The sequence below is a fragment of the Corynebacterium sp. L4757 genome (assembly GCF_043673995.1).
Taxonomy (GTDB): Bacteria; Actinomycetota; Actinomycetes; order Mycobacteriales; family Mycobacteriaceae; genus Corynebacterium.
Window position 1 is genome coordinate 37,899 of the sequence record NZ_JBIMEN010000006.1, and the last position, 17,549, is coordinate 55,447.

The window sequence follows — 17,549 nt, forward strand, 5'->3', positions numbered from 1 at the left end:
TTTACACCCAGCGCAATGCTTGGGCAGCAGCAACTCCATTTAATTCGCCACAATCGGCGCTGAGCGCATCCCCTGCAGCCCTGGCACTTCACGCCAATAAGTAGATTCGCCTTCCACCGGCAGCTGCAAGGTCGCGTGATAATCGGTGATGTACAGCGTCGACGGTGACGCTGCGATAGACACCACGGGGATGGAAATATTGCCCGAAGGCAGCGCGGACACCGCCGAGCCATCTTGTTCCACGCGCCAGACCGGAGTTTCTTGCATGGACGTGCCTACCGCGAGTGAACCATCGGCCTGCCAGTCCAAGCTGAGCGCTGTGCCATTGAGTTCCGTGGCGGGGTTATAAACATTAGTCAAGCGGAAATCACCCGTTTGCAGGCGCTCCACCACGCCGACATAGACATCGCCGCCGATGATCATGGCAGCCTGCGCGCCCGAGTTGGATAGGCGAATCACCGAAATTTCATCGCCATAATCTTCTAGCTCCGAGGTATCCACGCGCGCGGTGGTCACTTCCCCGGTCTGTGGGGAGCGCACCATGCGCATCACGGCGTCTCCCCCGACCACGGCCCATGCGGCTTGGCCGGCATTTTCAAAGGTCGGGCGGGAGATAGTGTCAGCGCTCAGAGGCGTTTCGATGGCACCGTCGATGTCGCCAAAGAGCAGTTCCGATTCATCTTCGCCATTGCGGCGCACGGCCGCGATCACGCCATCTGCAGAAATATCTGCTGATTCGAGGTTGCCAGAATCACCGAGCGGGCCTTCAATCGGCTCGGCAGTATTGCCGGAAACCTGCAAGATACTGCCTTCATTGAGAGCATAGAGCGGCGCCACCGTGTTGGAAGCAACCCGCGGGTTATATTCGGCAAAGTCATCGGTGGTCATGGTCTCCATGCCCTCCACCAGCGGTGCACCATCAGCGGAAACGGAATAAGGCTCTTGGATGCCCGCGTGCGACAGCGTCCAAACTAGCTCGGCGGCAAACCGGACACGGTCATCAGCTGACATGCTTTGCATGCCGGCGAAGTTATAATCGCCGTCTTCAATGCCCACGAACGTTGCATCTTCCGGCACCACGGTGGTCGTGGCGGGAGCAAGGCGTTCCGATGGCCCCTCCAGCAACAACGTAATCAGCTGCGCATCCAGCGAGGATTGATTACCAAACAGCCAGCGGCGGTCGGTCACCAGCACGCTTCCGGTCTGCCGGTAGAAATAAACCGGCAGCGGCTGGTAACGGTTGCGCAGCTCCGTGCGCTCAAAGACCACACCATCAGGCAAGTCCGTGATGCGCCATTCGCCATCGACTTGTTCCATGCGGATGGTGGTTTCATAACCGGAGTTCTCTGGCACATAGCTGCCGCCTGATGCGAGCGAACCAATAACCGTGCCGCGGACCGTAAATGCGCGCTGGTCGGAAGATTGAGTATTTTGAGAGGTCAATTCAATGACATCCACGATGCGCATGGATTCTTCCGGGTTCCAATTCTCTGCTGCTTCTGGAGCCAGGAAAGACCGGGCGGCGCTGTAATCCGAGGAAGGAATAGCTGAGGCTGAGTAGAATTCGCGGACCAAAAGGTCAGCTTCTTGGCCAGGGGTGGGGCCAACGGCCGGGTCTACTTCGGGCTCAGGCGCAAAAGACCGCAGAACCTGTGGGTCGGAAGCACTGGGCAAGGTGGAACAACCAACCAACACCAACGACGCCGCGGCCACTGCAGCAATCACACGTTTCATGAGGTCTCTACCTCCTCATCTTCTTCCACGGGCGCATTGGGAACAATCAATGGCAAAGGCTCATCGCCGAATGCGGCACCTGGGGTGCGTGGAATGATCAGACGGAAACGTGAACCATAGCCAGGGACACCGGTGGCATCCAAGGTGCCACCATGCAGCGCTGCGTCTTCGCGGGCAATCGCTAGCCCCAGGCCAGTGCCACCGGAATGGCGCTTGCGGGAGGCATCGGCACGCCAGAAGCGGTTGAACACCAGCTCTTCTTGGCCCTGTTTCAAGCCCACGCCCTCATCAGTGACGGCAATCGCGACCGCAGTTTCGGTCTGGCCCACATCGATGCTGACCGGGTTTCCCTCAGAGTGGTCAATCGCATTAGCCAAAAGATTACGCAGCACGCGTTCGACGCGGCGGGAATCCGCTTGCACGCTGACGGGCGTTTCCGGCGTATTGCATCGAATCTCTACGTTGAGTTCCTTGGCCAGATGCTCCGTTTGCTGCATGGCGGATTCAATGCAGGAGCGGATATCAATATTCGCCGATTGCAAATCAGCCACGCCAGCGTCATGGCGGGAAATTTCCAGCAGGTCCGCGAGCAATTCCTCAAATCGGTCAAGCTCACGAATCATCAGCTCACTGGCACGGCGGGTGTGCGGCTCCAAACTTTCTGCATCATCCGCAATCAAGTCGGCCGCCATGCGCACCGTGGTCAACGGTGTGCGCAGCTCATGCGAGACGTCAGAGGTGAACTGCCGTTGCAGGTCACCGTATTCTTCCAGCTGCGTAATCTGCTTAGACAGTTTATCGGCCATGTCATTGAAAGAGGCCGCCAAACGGCCCATTTCATCTTCGCCGTCAACCACCATGCGCTCACGCAGATGCCCTGCCGCCAAGCGTTGTGCAATGCGTGAGGCCGAACGAATCGGAGTAATCACCTGCTGGATAGCCAGCCACGCAATACCTACCAGCAGTACCACGACCACCACGCCGGCTGCGGACAGCAGACCACGCATGAGCGCCATCGTGGACTCTTCGCTTTCCATGGACATCACCAAATACAACTGCAGATCTGGGATATCCGCCATCGTCGGCGTGCCCACCACCAGCGCGCGGTAGGAAGAGCCGCCGGGCTGTTCAATGGTGGTGAATTGGTACATCACCTGGTCATTGGCCACAGAATTACGCAAAGGTTCCGAAATCCGGTAGCCCTCCGGTGAGGTCGTGAGCTCACCATTATTATTTTCCACCACGATAACCGGCTCATATACCGCGTTGGACTCCCCGCTCTCAGCAGTCAGCTGAGTCAATGAAGCACGCGCTGAGTTGATGCGCACCTGGACTGAATTAGCTGAGCCGGTCGCATTAATCTGCTGCTCCACCGCAATCCGGGCGCGCTCAATTTCCTGGTCAGCGATATCAATCTTTTGATCCACCAAACGCTGGGTCAGTACGGAGACCAGAGCGTACGCCAAAATGATCATGACCACGGTGGAAGCCACCAAAATCATGCCAATGACGCGTACCTGCAAAGAGGTACGCCACAGCTCACTTAACGCGTCACGTAATCGACGCAGCCGGTCCCTAATAACTCAGCGCCTCCAGAAAACGAAGAACTTAGTCGTTCTTGCCGGTCTTATAGCCCACACCGCGCACAGTCAGCACAATCTGCGGATCTTCCGGATCATGCTCGATCTTTGCGCGCAGGCGCTGCACGTGAACATTCACCAAGCGAGTATCAGACGCGTGACGGTAGCCCCAGACTTTTTCCAGCAGCTCTTCACGGGTATGCACCTGGCCCGGCTTGCGTGCCATTTCCACCAGAAGTTCAAATTCCAGCGGGGTCAATGAAATCTCTTCATCGGCAGCACCGTTGGCGAAACGGCGGGTCACGGTGTGCTCGGAAACATCCACCAGCAGGTCGCCGACCTCAATCAGCTCTGCATCGGTGTTATCGGTACGGCGCAGGCGCGCACGAATACGCGCGACCAATTCCTTCGGTTTAAAAGGCTTGGTGATGTAATCATCCGCACCAGATTCCAAGCCCAGCACAACATCGACGGTGTCGGTCTTGGCGGTCAGCATGACAATCGGCACATTGGAATCACGGCGGATGGCGCGGCAAATATCCACGCCATTCATGCCCGGCAGCATCAAGTCCAGCAGGATGAGATCCGGATTATTCTGCTCGAAAGCCTCAACCGCATCATTGCCGTCCATAATCGGAATCGGCGTGAGCCCTTCAGATTCCAGAACAATAGTCAACATCTCCGAGATGGCTGGATCATCATCTACCACCAGGATTTTTGGCGCCACGTTTTACTCTCCTACAAGGTCTCGGACATTGTCGATGATAATACCCTTATCACTAGTTGCAATCCACTGGCCTGCCCAATTGCGCTCGGCGAGTCGGCCATAGGCCGCAGCGGTTGCGGATTGAAGGTCCCCATCTTTTTCATATTCATCTTTAGCACGCGTGGCGTCTGCATCCGCGCGCTGTAACGCGCGTTGGGCAGCCACATCCACATCTGTGGCTAAATAAATCTGTAAGTCAGGCTTCGGTAGCTCCAGCTGGCCGTATTCGAGGTCGAAGACCCAGTCAATCACGGAGTCATCGGCAAGCCGTGCGGCAGAATAAGCCGCATTGGACGCCACGTAGCGGTCCAGGATTAATAAGCTTTCGCTTTCCGATGCCGCATCCAGCTGGCCTTTCGCACCATGTCGATCCAGGGCAAAAAGCGTTGCCATGGCATAAGGCGACGAGGTTAAATCCCCCATGCGCCCATAGAGCGCTTCACGCGCGAGCTGAGCGTGAATGGAGGTTTCATAGCGTGGAAAAGCCAGTACATCGACCTCTACGTCGAGCGCTTGGCGAAGTTCTGTGACCAGAGTGTTTTTGCCCGCGCCGTCAATTCCTTCGATGGCGATAATCATTTAGGCAAGCGCTTCGAGAAAAGCTTCGAGGTCATATTCTTCCTCCACGCCTTCCAGCAATTCGGTCGCTTTCTCATTCAATGCTTCAGAAGAGTAGCCGACAAGGTCGCGGATATAGGGGTAATTGGAGACAACCTCACCGGCCGTAAACGGCGCGCCGGCCCAAATTGCGGCGATGGTTGCTGCCGCCAGTGCGTTGAGTTCTTCATCCTCGCTTGCGGAAGAGTCATCAGTGGCGAGGACGACGGCATCACGGACGGCTTCAATGATGTCATCTTCTTCCAAGTTGTTGAGGTCTTCGAGGAACTCAACGTTCACGTCTTCGGTGAAAATATGCTCATCCCAAGTGCTCATGGGGCGTTGCTCCTTATTAGTAATCGTCACATTGTTAAACGAATCTTAATGCCATGACAGTACTGCACAAACGACACTAGCCAAGTGATGTGCCCAGCGTTGTAAAACCCGCCGGAATCGCGACTTCTTAATAACAATCCATACGTGGCGAATGCACGTGAGTTTCAACACAGCAACGTGAGTTCCTCAGACGAAGGGCTCATGAGCTGGCGATCTCCAATCGGGAAAAAGATCGTGTTAGCTATTTTCAATATTACGACGACGTGGTAATCTTGTTATTAATTTGTTACCAACAGAAAGGGCGCCTGTGAATTCAGACATTCGTCGCGTCACCGTTTTCTTCACGGTTGGCCTGCTGGTTGCGGTCGCTGTGGGTATTGGTGTGTGGCGAATGGGCGCTCCTTCGGCCGTGACTGCTAATCCGACCATGACAACACAGTCAACGGCAGAGACGACCCCGCGGACAACCTCACATAGTGAGGACACGGAAAACACCACCACGAATAGGCCTCCGCGCGGTGGCTCATCCGATGATGATGCAGATGCTGCTCCAGTGCCGGATTATTCTAATGACCCATTCTTGGCGCCTAATTCTGTTATTAACCCACAGGGTCAAGCGACCACCACTACCCCGACGAATGTGTACCGCCCGGAACCCATCTTTGGGGAACAGCAGCAACCTCAGTATGAGGAACCAGCTGCTCCTGTAGTGACGCCTGAATCAGAGACTCCGACTGAATCCGACCCATCCGGCACCACGCCAGGTTCGGAGACCGCGACGAGCCCACAGCCTCCGACATCGGATGACGACGCGCCTACCTCTACCCGTCCGAATTACACGGACGGAGACAATGACCGTGACGAGGATAATGCTGGCGGCCTACCAAGCCCATCTGAGCCAACGGAGCCACTAGAGCCAACCGAACCAGGTGAACCAGGCGAGCCTTCCGAACCAACGGAACCAACTGAGCCCACGGATGAGCCGCAGCCATCAGAAGAGCCAGAGGAATCAGAGAACCCAGGCCCCACCTTTAATGATGGTGCCAGTGGCTCGGTTTCGCCCGAGCCAAGCACTAATTAAACGCGCGCGATAAATAACTGCGCTGCTTTATCTTCCGCAGCGACGGTGATGGCGCCGTCGGAGGCAGGAATCCAGGCGGCCTCAGAAGGCTCAAGCTGAAGTGTCTTACCGTCTTCGGAGGAAAGCACTAATACTCCGCCAGTGCACAAAATGACAGCGGGGCCATCATGACTAATGGTCGCTGGATCGCCTGAGCTTAAGTTATGACAGCTCAGTGAGTATTCCTCAACGGGTACCGGATAGTGTCCTTCGTTGGGCAGCACGCGGGGATCAGAGACGGAGTTGAAGCTGAGTACCTTGACCAATTCGGGGACGTCCACGTGCTTCGGGGTCAAACCGCCGCGCAGGACGTTATCGGAATTCGCCATGATTTCCACACCCATGCCGCGCACATAAGCGTGTAGCTGGCCTGCATCGAGATAAATGGCTTCACCGGGGGCCAGCTGCACATGGTTGAGCAGCAGTGCACCCAGCACGCCGACATCGCCCGGGTACAGCTCGTCAAGCTCGATGATGGTGGTGAGTACCTGGCGCATCCAATTGCCGGAGGCAAGCGTCGGTACTAGCTGTTGTGCCGACTCAATGAGTGCCTTGATGAGCGTGCGGCGGGTAGGAGCGGGAATGGTAATCCAGGTGGTAAACAACGCCCGCAGGCTATCTGCTTCATCATCGCTAGTGAGACGGCCATCAGCAATGTGCATATTGACGTACCGGTCGAGCTCATCGCAGTTGAGCGCATGAAAGAGCTCACGGGTGTGCATGAGCGGACGGAAACCAGCCATGGCGTAGAAATCCGTCAGCGCGACAATGAGCTCAGGTTTGTGATTGTCATCCTTGTAATTGCGATTAGGCGCATCAAGGGCAACCCCCATGGCATTCTCGCGCGCGAAGCCTTCCTCGGCCTGAGCCTTGGAAGGGTGTGCCTGGAGCGAGAGTGGTTCATCAGCAGACAAGAGTTTCAGCAAAAACGGCAACTGATTGTCATAGGTCGATGCGACGTGCTCCCCGAGCGAGCCCTGTGGGTCTGCGGCAATAACCTCATTGAGTGGCGTGCCTTCAACGCTCGCAGGTGCACCTGGGTGCGCGCCGTACCATAGCTCGGCGATGGGATGAGTAGACTCTGCGCGTTGTTGCAAATGCGGTATGAGTGTCCGAGAACCCCATGAATAGGTTCGGGTGGCACTTTTGAGCAGCTGCATTAATCTTCCTTTGAAATATCGTAGGCTGTCGCGGCAAATGCTCGCGTCAGCAATTGGACGGCGCACACCAGATCGCTGGTGTCCGTGTCGGTGCAGGCCACAGCAAGCGAGCCTGGCAAATGAGACTCAGCTTGCCCCCACACGATTATTTTCAAGGGTACTTGAGACTTTTCCCCGTCGAGGAACGGGTCATGGAAGATGTCATCTGATGCAGGTGAGCTAGGCTGACGGTCCAATACTACGGGGATAAGTTCCGGTTCTAAGAATTCTCCCGCTAGGCCATGGGCGGAAAAGAGTGTGGCAGCGCAGCGTGCAATACTCAGACCAACCTCAACGCGGTGAGGGAAATCGGGTGATGCCAAGGAGCGAGACCCGGTGTGCACCACGCGTGCTCCTTCGACGAAATCGCGCAGCTCGCGGCCCGGATTGACGGTGACGTCACGTTCTGGGGAGAGCTGTTCAAGTTCGGCATCGGCGGCATCGGCAAGCTCATGCAACTTATCTGCCACCATAATTTCATCCTGGGTGACAGACCACTGCAATGCCACTAGCCCTGCGAGGTAGCGGCTAGGTGCAGCCCCACCTGCGGTGGGCGGAACGGGAAAGGTGATGGTGTCTTCTGGGGCATCCTCATGAATGGGACCACGGCTGGGGCCAATGAGCACGGTGGTTGCTCCACGGCGGGCGGCTTCAATAAGTGCCAGCGATGCCCAATCGGCATCAGCACGCTCCCCGACTACCACCACTAAGTCAAGCGGGCCAACGTATAGCGGAAGGCGGTCTGCAATGGTGATGGGTACTGTGAGCGGGGAAATTAATTCAACCGTTAATTCTGCAGTCGCATGGGCAATTTGGTCCGTGGGCAAGATAGCCACCGCACGGAACTCCGTACCGCGGAGGGTACTGAGGTACTGCGTGTGAGCGGCAATGGTGCGAATGTGGGCGCCGGCATGGGCGACATCGAAAAAGCGCACGGTTTCTGGGTCATAGTTCGCGCCAGAAAAATAGCCATCGTCAGTCATGGCTTCAAGCCTAGTAAAAAGCGATTGTTAGGTGTTCACCCTGTAATCTGTTGGCATGACTTTTTCAGCAAATTCCACGCTTTCACCGCAGCCAGTTGTACTAATCGGCGGTGGCCCGGGTGCCTGGGATTTAATTACTGTGCGCGGCATGCACGCATTGCAGGCAGCAGATGTCATCCTGGCTGACCATTTAGGCCCTGCCGGCGAGCTGGACAAGCTGTGCGATGTCGAATCTAAGGAGATTATTGATGTCTCGAAGCTGCCGTATAAGAAGTCGGTATCTCAAGAGAAAATCAATGAATTACTGATTACGCACGCGCGCGCGGGTAAGAAGGTTGTGCGTTTGAAAGGCGGCGACCCATTTGTGTTCGGCCGCGGCTTTGAAGAGGTGCAAGCCTTGGCGCAGGAGGGCATCCCTACTGACGTGATTCCGGGAGTGACATCAGCAGTCTCAGTTCCTGCGAGCGCTGGTATCCCCGTGACTCAACGCGGGATGGTGCACGGGTTCACGGTCGTCTCCGGGCATCTGGCGCCGGGGCATGAGAAGAGCTTGGTTAATTGGGAAGCTCTGGCGCAATCAGGTGCGACTTTGTGCGTGATTATGGGCGTGCGCAATGCGCGGGCGATTGCGAATGCGTTGATGGCAGGCGGGCTCGATTCCGCCACCCCGGTAGCTGTTATTGAAAATGGCACGCTGGCTGAGGAGCGCGTGATAAAGACCGCGCTGGCGTCTATGGGAGACGTCACCGCCGAGGCAAAGATTGTGCCACCGGCGGTGTTCGTCATTGGTGCTGTAGCAGGGCTTGAAGCTTAGCGCGCAGGGATTTCTTCCTGCTTGGGAGTTGGCTCCGTTTCGCTGTATTCGGGAGTCCGCTCCTCTTTTTGTTCGCGCGCCTTGAAATGGCCGCGGGTGGTCGCTGCAATACCGAAAGCGATGATAACCAGGTGAATGGTCCACGCCCAGAAGGAGGATGGATTAAAGCCCAGGCCTTCGTAGATATTGGAGATATTCAGCGCTGCGATAGCCGTACCAACCAAGCCGCCGAGCACGATTGGGTTCAGGTGCGAGACCAACCACGCGGCGATCGGTGCAGCGATGGCGCCACCGATGAGTAGTGCAACAATCGCGCCCAAGTGGGTGACCATGTCTTCCCACAGCCCGATAACAAAGCCTAGGGTTGCGCCTAGGGTCACAAGGAATTCCGCGGCAGAGACGGTACCGACCACGCGGCGGGGCTTTTCCTTACCAACGGCCAGCAGCGTGGAGGTGGTAACTGGTCCCCAGCCGCCGCCACCGGTGGCGTCGACGATACCGCCGAGAGAACCCAAACCAATGAGGAATGATGCGCGGTGCGGTTTGGCACTGACCTTGCGGCGCACGCGACCGCGGCTAAAGCGCCAGATCAGGTTCAACGCAATGATGAACAAGATTGTTGACGTAATCGGCGATGCTGCCTCGAGCGACAAATTCGACAGCAGAGTGGCGCCGATGAATGCGGCGATACTGCCAGGAATCGCGAGTGAGAAGACAATCTTCCAGTCCACGTTGCCAAAGCGCCAGTGACTAAAACCAGAAACCAAGGTGGTTCCGAGCTCCGCAGCGTGCACGACTGCTGAAGCTTGGGCAGGGCCGAGGCCCGCGAGAAAAAGCAGCAGCGTGGTCGAGGTGACACCGAAGCCCATGCCAATTCCGCCATCAACAAGTTGCGCCGCAAAGCCGGCTATAGCAATAAAAATGAGCGTTGGCATGTCATTATCCTAAGTAGTTTGGTGCGCGCCTGCAGCAGATGCAGAGGTGATACGCAGGGATTGGGTGAATCGGTGAGCTAAGACATCAGATAAAAGCGTTCCTAAGGGCGCTGAACTGGTGATATGGGAGCGTGTTGTGTCCATCAGCCCCGGCAGTTCTGCATTCAGATGGTCCAAAAGCAGGCCCTGAGTGACAAAGAGTGGCAGGACATGCACTCGAGGATGCGCGGTGGCTTGCAAGCGCAAGCCCTCATTACCCCAGAGATAGCCGGCTTTACCGGCACCGGATGTGGCAAAGAGCGCGCTGGTGGAAAAGCCGGTGGCATCCGCCAGCCGCACGCTCAGGCGCATGACCGCCTCATTGGCTGGGACATTTGAAGAGCCAACCGCATATAAAATCACGTGCGGGTTCTCTCCGGGCGCGATATCGCGCGCCAGCCGCTGCTGTAAGGCTGATAACACGCCCTCGCCAGTGCCCATACCGGAAGTGAGGTGTAAATCCACTCCCCTGGTATGTGAAATGACATTGGGAACGTCATGGCGCATGTGGAAGCCATTGGTAAAAAGCAGCGGCATGACCGTTGCCTGTTCAAAGCCACGGCGCTGTAGAGCCAAGGTGGCATCGGCAAGCGTTGGCTGGTTGAACTCCAAGTGGGCTGCCACGCCATATGCCCCTGTGGCCCGTGCGGTGGCGGCGACTAGCTCATCAACACCACGTGCGGCCTGGGGATGGCGCGAGCCATGCGAGAGCGCGATGAATGCACGTTTCATAGCTCATGTCCCTTCCTCTTCAGGGAGTTTTGCAGCGCCTCCTGTGAGGAAGGGGCCGGCTGCGGGGTAGATGGCGGATCATCTTGGCCATGAAATTGGACAGAGAATACGCGCAAACAGTCCTGGCAAGCCCAGGCGAACTCTGTTTCCTCATCCGGAAAGAGCAATTCGCTGGCGCAATACGGGCAATGCAGCGGATGATTGCGATTCGGATTCGGCTTGCGGCGAAAACTCATGAAAGGTCCTCATCATCAGCGCGCAGGATCCAATCGCGGAATTGCTCACCCGGCTCACGCTTATCCTTGAAGTTGGTGACCACGCGGGTGACGTAATCATGCACTTCATCAGCCTTGACCTTGTGGCCGCGCAATTTCTTGCCAAAGTCAGCATTCAGACCCATCGCGCCACCCAAGTGAACCTGGAAACCCTCAATGCGGTTGCCATCTTCATCGGTCAGCGTCTGGCCCTTGAAGCCGATATCAGCGACCTGGGTGCGAGCGCACGAGTTCGGGCAACCATTGAGAGTAATGGACACAGGAACATCAAGGTCACCGATGGATTCTTCCAGGGAGTCCACCAGCTCAATCGCGCGGGACTTAGTGGTGGTGTGCGCCAGCTTGCAAAATTCCAGGCCGGTGCAGCTCATGACGCCGCGGCGGAACTCCGATGGCTTGGAGTACAAGCCGGTCTCGTCGAGCGCTGCGGAAAGCGGTTCAATCTTGTCTTTCGGAACATCCAGGAAAAGCAATTCCTTCATCGGAGTGGTGCGGATGCGCTCAATGCCGAAGGATTCTGCTACTTCAGCAATCGCAACCAACTGCTCACCGGTGGTGTGACCCACGGTTGGCTTCACACCGATGTAGTAGTTGCCGTCTTGCTGCTTGTGCACACCAACGTGGTCGCGGTTGCCCATGTGTGGAACGGTAGGAATGCCATCCTGCAGCGGGGATTCTAGGTACTCGTCTTCGAGGACCTGGCGGAATTTCTCAATGCCCCACTGTGCAACCAGAAACTTCAGGCGCGCACGGTTGCGCAGGCGGCGGAAGCCATAATCACGGAAGATGCCAACCACGCCGTGCCATACCTCAGGGACGCGCTCCAGCGGAACGAATGCGCCCAAGGACTGTGCGAGCATTGGGTTCGTGGACAGGCCGCCACCGACGAAGCAATCAAAACCGGGGCCGTACTCCGGGTGGTTGGTGCCGACGAAAGATACGTCCTGGATTTCATGGGTTACGTCCTGGCGGGCGTTGCCGGAAATCGCGGTCTTAAACTTACGAGGCAAATTCTGCACGTCATCGCGGTTAATGTATTCATTGACGATGATGTCAATGGCTGGGGTGGCGTCAATAATTTCATCTTCTGCCACGCCTGCAACGGGGGAACCTAAGATAACGCGAGGAACATCGCCACAGCCCATCATGGTAGATAGACCGACTGCTTCGAGGCGGTCCCAGATTTCAGGCATATCCTCAATACGAATCCAGTGCAGCTGAATATTCTGACGGTCAGTAAAGTCCGCGGTGGATCGCGCGAAGTCCTGAGAAATCTGTCCCACGGTACGCAGCTGTTCCGGGGTGGCGCGGCCACCATCGAAACGGATGCGGAGCATGAAGTATTCGTCTTGCAGCTCAGAGTTAGGAACCTGGCCGGTCAGCTCACCGCCAAGGTTCTGCTTACGCTGGGTATAAATTCCCAACCACTTAAAGCGTGGTGCTAAATCCTCTGGTGGAATAGAGGAAAAGCCCTGCTTCGAGTAAATATCGATAACGCGCTGTTTAGCGGATAGACCGGGGTCTTCCTGCTTGATGCGCTCGTCATCATTAAGCGGAGTGGTGCCGTCAATTTTCCACTGGCCCTCCGGCTTTGGCGCACGCTTCGCACGTGGCTTTTGGTTAGTTGCAGTGGTCATGTTTGGTCCTCACATTGGGGCTTTAATCGGATATGACTAACCTACCAAACAGCTCAGTTCAAACAATACAGACAATGCGGTCTATTTGAGATTGTGAGAATATAACCATCATGACCTGTAGCAACGCCAAGGCATTGGAGAGAATATAAACAATGAAGAACTCGCCTACCTGGCCCTAACCAGACAGACGAGTCTATTCTTATCCTGGGGTTTTAGGCCCGAATAATGCCTAGGACGCGCTCGACAATGGCGTCGACTTCTTCGCGGGTCTTCGCCTCCACGTTGAGGCGCAGCAGCGGCTCAGTATTGGATGCGCGGACGTTGAACCAGGCATCGGTGCCCTTGAGTTCTACGGTGATTCCGTCCATGTCATCGGTGGATTCAATCTCTTCGGCGAGCTGGTCCAGGATGGCTTGCTGGCTCGCGGACTGGTCAGCAACGGTGGAGTTGATTTCACCGGAGGCTTCATAGCGGGAGTATTCCGCCATGAGCTCAGAAAGTGGCTTATCGCTTTGTCCCAGTGCTGCGAGCACGTGCAGTGCGGCCAGCATGCCCGAGTCTGCATTCCAGAATTCCTGGAAGTAGTAGTGCGCTGAGTGCTCACCGCCGAAGACTGCCTTATGCTCAGCCATCTTCGCCTTAATGAAAGAGTGGCCCACGCGGGTGCGCACGGCGGTGCCGCCCTTTTCCGCAACCAGCTCTGGCACGGTTTTGGACGTAATCAGGTTATGAATAATGGTCGCGCCTGGATGGTTATCCAGGTAGCGCTCGGCCACCAACGCACAGATAGCCGATGGGGAGACCGGTTCGCCCTTTTCATCAACAACGAAGCAGCGGTCGGCATCGCCATCGAAAGCCAGGCCAATGTCAGCGCCTTGCTCTTTCACGAATGCCTGCAAGTCCACCAGGTTCTTCGGGTCCAGCGGATTCGCCTCATGGTTGGGGAAGGTGCCGTCCAGTTCGAAGTAGAGCGGGCGGACATCGAAAGGCAAAGACTCAAAGACCGCCGGAACGGTGTGTCCACCCATGCCATTGGCAGCGTCCACAGCAACAATCAGCGGACGTGATTGACTCAGCGGCACCAGGTTATTGAGAAACTCCGCGTAATCAGTCAGGATATCGCGGCGTGAAATGCTGCCATGGACACCATCAATGGCAACGGTTCCTGCTGCCATGAGGTCTTTAATCTCGCGCAGTCCAGTTTCCTCACCCACTGGGGTAGCACCGGCGCGGCAGAGCTTGATGCCGTTATATTGCGCAGGATTATGGGAAGCGGTAAACATCGCGCCCGCACAATTAAGCGTGCCGGCCGCAAAGTAAAGCTCATCGGTGGCACACAATCCCAGCTGGATGACATCGAGACCTTGGGAAGTTACGCCTTGAGCGAAGGCATCGGCAAGCTGCGGCGATGAAGGGCGCATGTCATGACCGATGGCTACGGTCTTTTCACCCTCCTCGCGCAAGATGGTGGCAAAAGCCGCTCCCACCTCAGCAACAAAGGCCTCATCAATATCTTCTCCCACGACGCCACGGACGTCATAGGCTTTAATCACTGCATCCAGTGCTTCACGGTTACGCATAATGGCCAAGTTTAACCGCAGGAGCACGCAAAATAGGCAATTGAGGGGCTAAGAACGAGATGCTGTTAGCGAATTCATAGCTCAGACTCAGGTGATGAGTCAGGTACGACCGATAGATGTGCGCGGCGACGCTGATGCGCATCAGCCACGCGGCGGGTGCGAAAGACGGGGTGGTTTGAGCGGTGCGGGTCAGCGCCATCAAAGTTGGCCTTATAGTCAATCGGATCATGGCCACCACCCGTGGTGTCATCATCAACCAATCCCGTGGTTACGCGGCCCGCTTCGCGCACAGCTTCAGCCAGCGCCATGAGTTCTTCATCATCAAAGAGCTCAATATGATCCACGCGCACCAACTCCCAGCCTTGAGGAGCGGTGATTTTATCCGCATGGTCAGAGCACAAATCCCAGGAGTGTGGGTCCTCTTCCTCCACGAGCGGGCCAACAACGGCTGTTTGCTCGCTATAGGCATAGGTCAACGTCGCTACGGCCGGGCGGCCGCAGCCAGGGCGGGAACAACGACGAATCTCAGTCACGCGAACAAGTCTAAACCCTAAGTTGAGATTTAGATAGTCTTGAGCGCAATCTCACCCCACCTTGAGCTCGTGGCGCGGCCGAAATATCCGTGACTGCGTCCTACAATGTGAGCCATGAATACCGCGCGCAACCACATCCGCCCCGGACGCGACCGCCATGGCCGTGGCCCCCGTGGGCCCTTGTTGCCGCAACAAACCCCGCGCTTCCGTACCCGCGGCCAGCGCTTCGACATGGAAGTGCTTGAAGCCTACTCCCCCATCCACAATGCATATTTGAATGAACTTATGGGCCTAGACATCGCCGTTGACACCGTGCCACGCATGCGCCTGCGGGCAGACATGGCAGTGCTTCCCGATGACATCGTGGCCGATGGCCCCGTCCCACTGGGACGCGTGGTACCCGCAGGCGTTGACTCCCACGGCCGACCCACGCGTGCGCGCCTGGTGGTCTTCCGAAAGCCCATCGAGTCTCGTTGCGCCAACCGCCAAGAGCGCGAAGAACTCATCAGCGCAGTACTCACCGCGCTCGTGGCGAACTACCTCAACATCGACCCGGAGGTCATTGACCCTCGTTTCAACTGGTAGAAAACAACAACAACCCCACCGGTAATGGTGAGGTTAAAGTTGTTCGCTGGCATTGGCAGTCCTAGCCAATCTGACGCTTCAGGCGGCGACGCTCACGGTCTGAGAGCCCTCCCCAAATGCCAAATCGCTCATCATGCTCTAATGCGTATTCCAGACACTCATCTCGGACGGCACAAGCCTGGCAGATGCGCTTCGCTTCACGAGTCGAGCCACCCTTTTCGGGAAAGAACGCCTCCGGGTCAGTTTGCGCACACAAAGCTTGGTCTTGCCACTCCTGCTCGACGGCACCAAAGAGTTCATCGAGCGTCATCTCTGCAGCAGCACCGCCACGGAGAATGGCGTTGTTATTTGGTTTATCCACGCCGATTCCTTCCTCCGTAGTTGGGTTAAATAATGGTTTGATATTGCGCAACACACTGGTGTGGAAGCGCGAATAACACTGATGTGATTACACACCGAAACACTAAATATCGTCAACCCGATTTGCGGGAATATTTCCCTTTCACCCCGAAAGCGCACGTCACGATCCCCACCAGTCACACCAGTCACAGAAGTTCACGAGAGGGGTTAGCGATCGGGGGTACTACATGTAGTAGCGCCATTTAATCCTGTTAACTATTTTCAGAAAACTACGGCGTGTCGCCACAAAACCCTAGTTTTCTGGGATCCACCTGTGAGGATGAAACCCGCCTCACGCGGATTTCACCACGGAAAGAAAAGCGTGCATCACGCGGATTTCACTTAGGGAGGGAAGCAGACTCCACGCAGGGTTTCACTGCAAAGCGCAGCTAGGATGCAGCGGACATGAGAAAGCTTCCGCAATAGACAGATGCACTAGGCGCCCGCATCAATCGATGATGGGCTTCAATCCGCAGGACGCGGACCGAAGCAATGAATGAGGCAACTCGCTGTGCGGAGTCAAGCTTAGGCGTCGGAGCTAAACCGAATGCCTGCGTCTGGAATGTCGACGCCCGGGAAGATGCGAATACCAGACTGCAGCTCGCAGCGAGCACCGATAGAGGCACCTTCACCGATGACGCAATCTTCAATATGGGCATTCGCGCCAATACGCGCGCCGGAAGCAATGATGGAATTGGAGATAATCGCGCCTGGTTCGATCTTCACCCCATCAAAGATGACGGTGCCATCAATGCGGCTGCCCGCGCCAATCTCACTGCCGCGGCCCACGGACGTGCCGGAGAGCAGCAGTACCCCGCCAGCAATACCTGCCGATGGGTCCACCAAGGACTCGCCGGTCTGACCAGCTAGCAGCGGCGAATGCGCGATGCCGCGAACCAGGTCAGAGGAGCCACGGACGAAGTCATCGGGGCGACCCATATCGCGCCAATAGGAATTATCCACATGGCCAAAAACGTCATAGCCGGCTTCCAGCACTCCAGGGAAGGTCTCACGCTCTACAGAAACCACGCGGTTTTCTGGAATAGTCTCAATCAAAGACTTCTTAAAGACGTAGCAACCAGCATTGATCTGATTCGTTGGTGGGTCTTCGGTCTTTTCCAAAAACTCCAGTACACGTCCATCGGAATCGGTGGGTACGCAGCCAAACGCGCGCGGATCGCGGACATTAAGCAAGTGCATGGTCAGATCCGCATCCTTTTCATGATGCGCGTCCACAATGCCACCAAGATCCATGCCGGAGAGAACATCACCGTTAAACACCATGACCGTGTCATGACGCAGGCGATCATAAACGTTGCGGATGCCGCCACCGGTTCCCAGCGCGGTTTCTTCAACTACGTACTCAATCTCCAGGCCCATCTCGGAGCCGTCGCCGAAGTACTCTTCAAAAACTTCCGCCTTGAAAGACGTGGACATCACCACGTGCTTGATGCCCGCCGCTTGAATCCGCGCCAATAGGTGCTGAAGAAAAGGGTGATTCGCCGTAGGCAACATTGGCTTTGGTGTACCAATGGTCAAAGGGCGCAGACGCGTACCGCGTCCGCCGACCAAAATCACCGCATCAACATCTCGCTGTGGACTCTGTTCACCCGCATCGCTGTGAAGGCTATTCGCCATGAACGGCAACCTTTCAGTTTTCTAAAATAAAAGCTAATTGAATTCTTGCCCAGATTGTATGTCGCCA

Annotated in this window: 18 protein-coding genes; 3 read left to right on the forward strand and 15 right to left on the reverse strand. The window is 56.4% G+C overall.

The genetic code is table 11. From position 1 onward, the window contains the following. Nucleotides 1-39: 39 nt before the first annotated feature. The 5 genes from lpqB to ACG98I_RS08525 form a co-directional block, all read right to left on the reverse strand. Nucleotides 40-1,734 carry an MtrAB system accessory lipoprotein LpqB gene (gene lpqB / locus ACG98I_RS08505; protein ID WP_394720010.1) on the reverse strand — a complete coding sequence of 565 codons (1,695 nt, stop codon included), beginning with the start codon at nucleotides 1,732-1,734 and terminating at the stop codon, nucleotides 40-42. Further along, nucleotides 1,731-3,236, reverse strand: a complete 1,506-nt coding sequence (gene mtrB, locus ACG98I_RS08510; RefSeq protein ID WP_394720265.1) for an MtrAB system histidine kinase MtrB — start codon at nucleotides 3,234-3,236, stop codon at nucleotides 1,731-1,733. Before mtrB ends, lpqB begins: the two co-directional genes overlap by 4 nt. 106 nt (nucleotides 3,237-3,342) lie before the next feature. Then, nucleotides 3,343-4,041 (reverse strand): MtrAB system response regulator MtrA, encoded by a 699-nt coding sequence (gene mtrA, locus ACG98I_RS08515; RefSeq protein WP_394720011.1) that lies wholly within the window; start codon nucleotides 4,039-4,041, stop codon nucleotides 3,343-3,345. A gap of 3 nt (nucleotides 4,042-4,044) precedes the next feature. Then, a complete protein-coding gene (locus tag ACG98I_RS08520; RefSeq protein WP_394720012.1) occupies nucleotides 4,045-4,659 on the reverse strand; it encodes a dTMP kinase in 615 nt (204 codons plus the stop codon). After that, the gene (locus ACG98I_RS08525) at nucleotides 4,660-5,013 is read right to left on the reverse strand and encodes a DUF4259 domain-containing protein (RefSeq protein WP_394720014.1); all 354 of its coding nucleotides are present in this window, start codon (nucleotides 5,011-5,013) and stop codon (nucleotides 4,660-4,662) included. A 307-nt stretch (nucleotides 5,014-5,320) separates the two neighbouring features. Here ACG98I_RS08525 and ACG98I_RS08530 point away from each other — a divergent pair, with 307 nt between their 5' ends. After that, nucleotides 5,321-6,094 (forward strand): hypothetical protein, encoded by a 774-nt coding sequence (locus ACG98I_RS08530; RefSeq protein WP_394720015.1) that lies wholly within the window; start codon nucleotides 5,321-5,323, stop codon nucleotides 6,092-6,094. Here ACG98I_RS08530 and manA read toward each other — a convergent pair. Further along, nucleotides 6,091-7,293, reverse strand: coding sequence for a mannose-6-phosphate isomerase, class I (gene manA, locus ACG98I_RS08535; protein WP_394720017.1), 1,203 nt, complete (start codon nucleotides 7,291-7,293; stop codon nucleotides 6,091-6,093). The genes ACG98I_RS08530 and manA overlap by 4 nt on opposite strands. After that, entirely contained in the window at nucleotides 7,293-8,315 is a 1,023-nt protein-coding gene (locus ACG98I_RS08540; protein ID WP_394720018.1) for a hypothetical protein, read from the reverse strand. The genes manA and ACG98I_RS08540 overlap by 1 nt, the downstream gene beginning before the upstream one ends. A 55-nt stretch (nucleotides 8,316-8,370) precedes the next feature. Here ACG98I_RS08540 and cobA point away from each other — a divergent pair, with 55 nt between their 5' ends. Then, nucleotides 8,371-9,129 (forward strand): uroporphyrinogen-III C-methyltransferase, encoded by a 759-nt coding sequence (gene cobA / locus ACG98I_RS08545; protein ID WP_394720020.1) that lies wholly within the window; start codon nucleotides 8,371-8,373, stop codon nucleotides 9,127-9,129. Here cobA and ACG98I_RS08550 read toward each other — a convergent pair. The 6 genes from ACG98I_RS08550 to ACG98I_RS08575 form a co-directional block, all read right to left on the reverse strand. Then, complete coding sequence (locus ACG98I_RS08550; protein WP_394720021.1) at nucleotides 9,126-10,064, reverse strand: sulfite exporter TauE/SafE family protein; 939 nt, start codon at nucleotides 10,062-10,064, stop codon at nucleotides 9,126-9,128. The genes cobA and ACG98I_RS08550 overlap by 4 nt on opposite strands. 9 nt (nucleotides 10,065-10,073) lie before the next feature. Continuing rightward, nucleotides 10,074-10,835 carry a sirohydrochlorin chelatase gene (locus ACG98I_RS08555; RefSeq protein WP_394720023.1) on the reverse strand — a complete coding sequence of 254 codons (762 nt, stop codon included), beginning with the start codon at nucleotides 10,833-10,835 and terminating at the stop codon, nucleotides 10,074-10,076. After that, nucleotides 10,832-11,071 carry a hypothetical protein gene (locus ACG98I_RS08560; RefSeq protein WP_394720025.1) on the reverse strand — a complete coding sequence of 80 codons (240 nt, stop codon included), beginning with the start codon at nucleotides 11,069-11,071 and terminating at the stop codon, nucleotides 10,832-10,834. Before ACG98I_RS08560 ends, ACG98I_RS08555 begins: the two co-directional genes overlap by 4 nt. Next, nucleotides 11,068-12,747: a nitrite/sulfite reductase gene (locus ACG98I_RS08565; protein ID WP_394720027.1), complete on the reverse strand. Its 1,680-nt coding sequence runs from the start codon at nucleotides 12,745-12,747 to the stop codon at nucleotides 11,068-11,070. The genes ACG98I_RS08560 and ACG98I_RS08565 overlap by 4 nt, the downstream gene beginning before the upstream one ends. Before the next feature lie 212 nt (nucleotides 12,748-12,959). Continuing rightward, nucleotides 12,960-14,327, reverse strand: a complete 1,368-nt coding sequence (locus tag ACG98I_RS08570; protein WP_394720028.1) for a phosphomannomutase/phosphoglucomutase — start codon at nucleotides 14,325-14,327, stop codon at nucleotides 12,960-12,962. A 74-nt stretch (nucleotides 14,328-14,401) separates the two neighbouring features. After that, the gene (locus tag ACG98I_RS08575; RefSeq protein ID WP_394720030.1) at nucleotides 14,402-14,860 is read right to left on the reverse strand and encodes a DUF3499 domain-containing protein; all 459 of its coding nucleotides are present in this window, start codon (nucleotides 14,858-14,860) and stop codon (nucleotides 14,402-14,404) included. A gap of 114 nt (nucleotides 14,861-14,974) precedes the next feature. On the opposite strand from ACG98I_RS08575, the gene ACG98I_RS08580 reads away from it, so the two are divergent. Further along, the gene (locus ACG98I_RS08580; protein ID WP_394720032.1) at nucleotides 14,975-15,445 is read left to right on the forward strand and encodes a metallopeptidase family protein; all 471 of its coding nucleotides are present in this window, start codon (nucleotides 14,975-14,977) and stop codon (nucleotides 15,443-15,445) included. A gap of 61 nt (nucleotides 15,446-15,506) precedes the next feature. Here the strand turns inward: ACG98I_RS08580 and ACG98I_RS08585 are convergent, their stop codons facing one another. Both ACG98I_RS08585 and ACG98I_RS08590 read right to left on the reverse strand, forming a co-directional pair. Next, the gene (locus tag ACG98I_RS08585; protein WP_147581137.1) at nucleotides 15,507-15,755 is read right to left on the reverse strand and encodes a WhiB family transcriptional regulator; all 249 of its coding nucleotides are present in this window, start codon (nucleotides 15,753-15,755) and stop codon (nucleotides 15,507-15,509) included. A gap of 614 nt (nucleotides 15,756-16,369) precedes the next feature. Further along, nucleotides 16,370-17,482, reverse strand: coding sequence for a sugar phosphate nucleotidyltransferase (locus ACG98I_RS08590; protein ID WP_394720033.1), 1,113 nt, complete (start codon nucleotides 17,480-17,482; stop codon nucleotides 16,370-16,372). Between the last annotated feature and the right edge of the window lie 67 nt (nucleotides 17,483-17,549).

What these genes read in the sequence shown, in the direction of transcription:
- ACG98I_RS08580 (WP_394720032.1), top strand. Translation starts at nt 14,975, where the DNA reads ATGAATACCGCGCGCAACCACATCCGCCCCGGACGCGACCGCCATGGC.
- ACG98I_RS08565 (WP_394720027.1), bottom strand. Translation starts at nt 12,747, where the DNA reads ATGACCACTGCAACTAACCAAAAGCCACGTGCGAAGCGTGCGCCAAAG.
- ACG98I_RS08555 (WP_394720023.1), bottom strand. Translation starts at nt 10,835, where the DNA reads ATGAAACGTGCATTCATCGCGCTCTCGCATGGCTCGCGCCATCCCCAG.
- ACG98I_RS08590 (WP_394720033.1), bottom strand. Translation starts at nt 17,482, where the DNA reads ATGGCGAATAGCCTTCACAGCGATGCGGGTGAACAGAGTCCACAGCGA.
- ACG98I_RS08585 (WP_147581137.1), bottom strand. Translation starts at nt 15,755, where the DNA reads ATGACGCTCGATGAACTCTTTGGTGCCGTCGAGCAGGAGTGGCAAGAC.
- ACG98I_RS08525 (WP_394720014.1), bottom strand. Translation starts at nt 5,013, where the DNA reads ATGAGCACTTGGGATGAGCATATTTTCACCGAAGACGTGAACGTTGAG.
- mtrB (WP_394720265.1), bottom strand. Translation starts at nt 3,236, where the DNA reads ATGATTTTGGTGGCTTCCACCGTGGTCATGATCATTTTGGCGTACGCT.
- lpqB (WP_394720010.1), bottom strand. Translation starts at nt 1,734, where the DNA reads ATGAAACGTGTGATTGCTGCAGTGGCCGCGGCGTCGTTGGTGTTGGTT.
- ACG98I_RS08540 (WP_394720018.1), bottom strand. Translation starts at nt 8,315, where the DNA reads ATGACTGACGATGGCTATTTTTCTGGCGCGAACTATGACCCAGAAACC.
- ACG98I_RS08550 (WP_394720021.1), bottom strand. Translation starts at nt 10,064, where the DNA reads ATGCCAACGCTCATTTTTATTGCTATAGCCGGCTTTGCGGCGCAACTT.
- manA (WP_394720017.1), bottom strand. Translation starts at nt 7,293, where the DNA reads ATGCAGCTGCTCAAAAGTGCCACCCGAACCTATTCATGGGGTTCTCGG.
- ACG98I_RS08520 (WP_394720012.1), bottom strand. Translation starts at nt 4,659, where the DNA reads ATGATTATCGCCATCGAAGGAATTGACGGCGCGGGCAAAAACACTCTG.
- ACG98I_RS08570 (WP_394720028.1), bottom strand. Translation starts at nt 14,327, where the DNA reads ATGCGTAACCGTGAAGCACTGGATGCAGTGATTAAAGCCTATGACGTC.
- cobA (WP_394720020.1), top strand. Translation starts at nt 8,371, where the DNA reads ATGACTTTTTCAGCAAATTCCACGCTTTCACCGCAGCCAGTTGTACTA.
- ACG98I_RS08560 (WP_394720025.1), bottom strand. Translation starts at nt 11,071, where the DNA reads ATGAGTTTTCGCCGCAAGCCGAATCCGAATCGCAATCATCCGCTGCAT.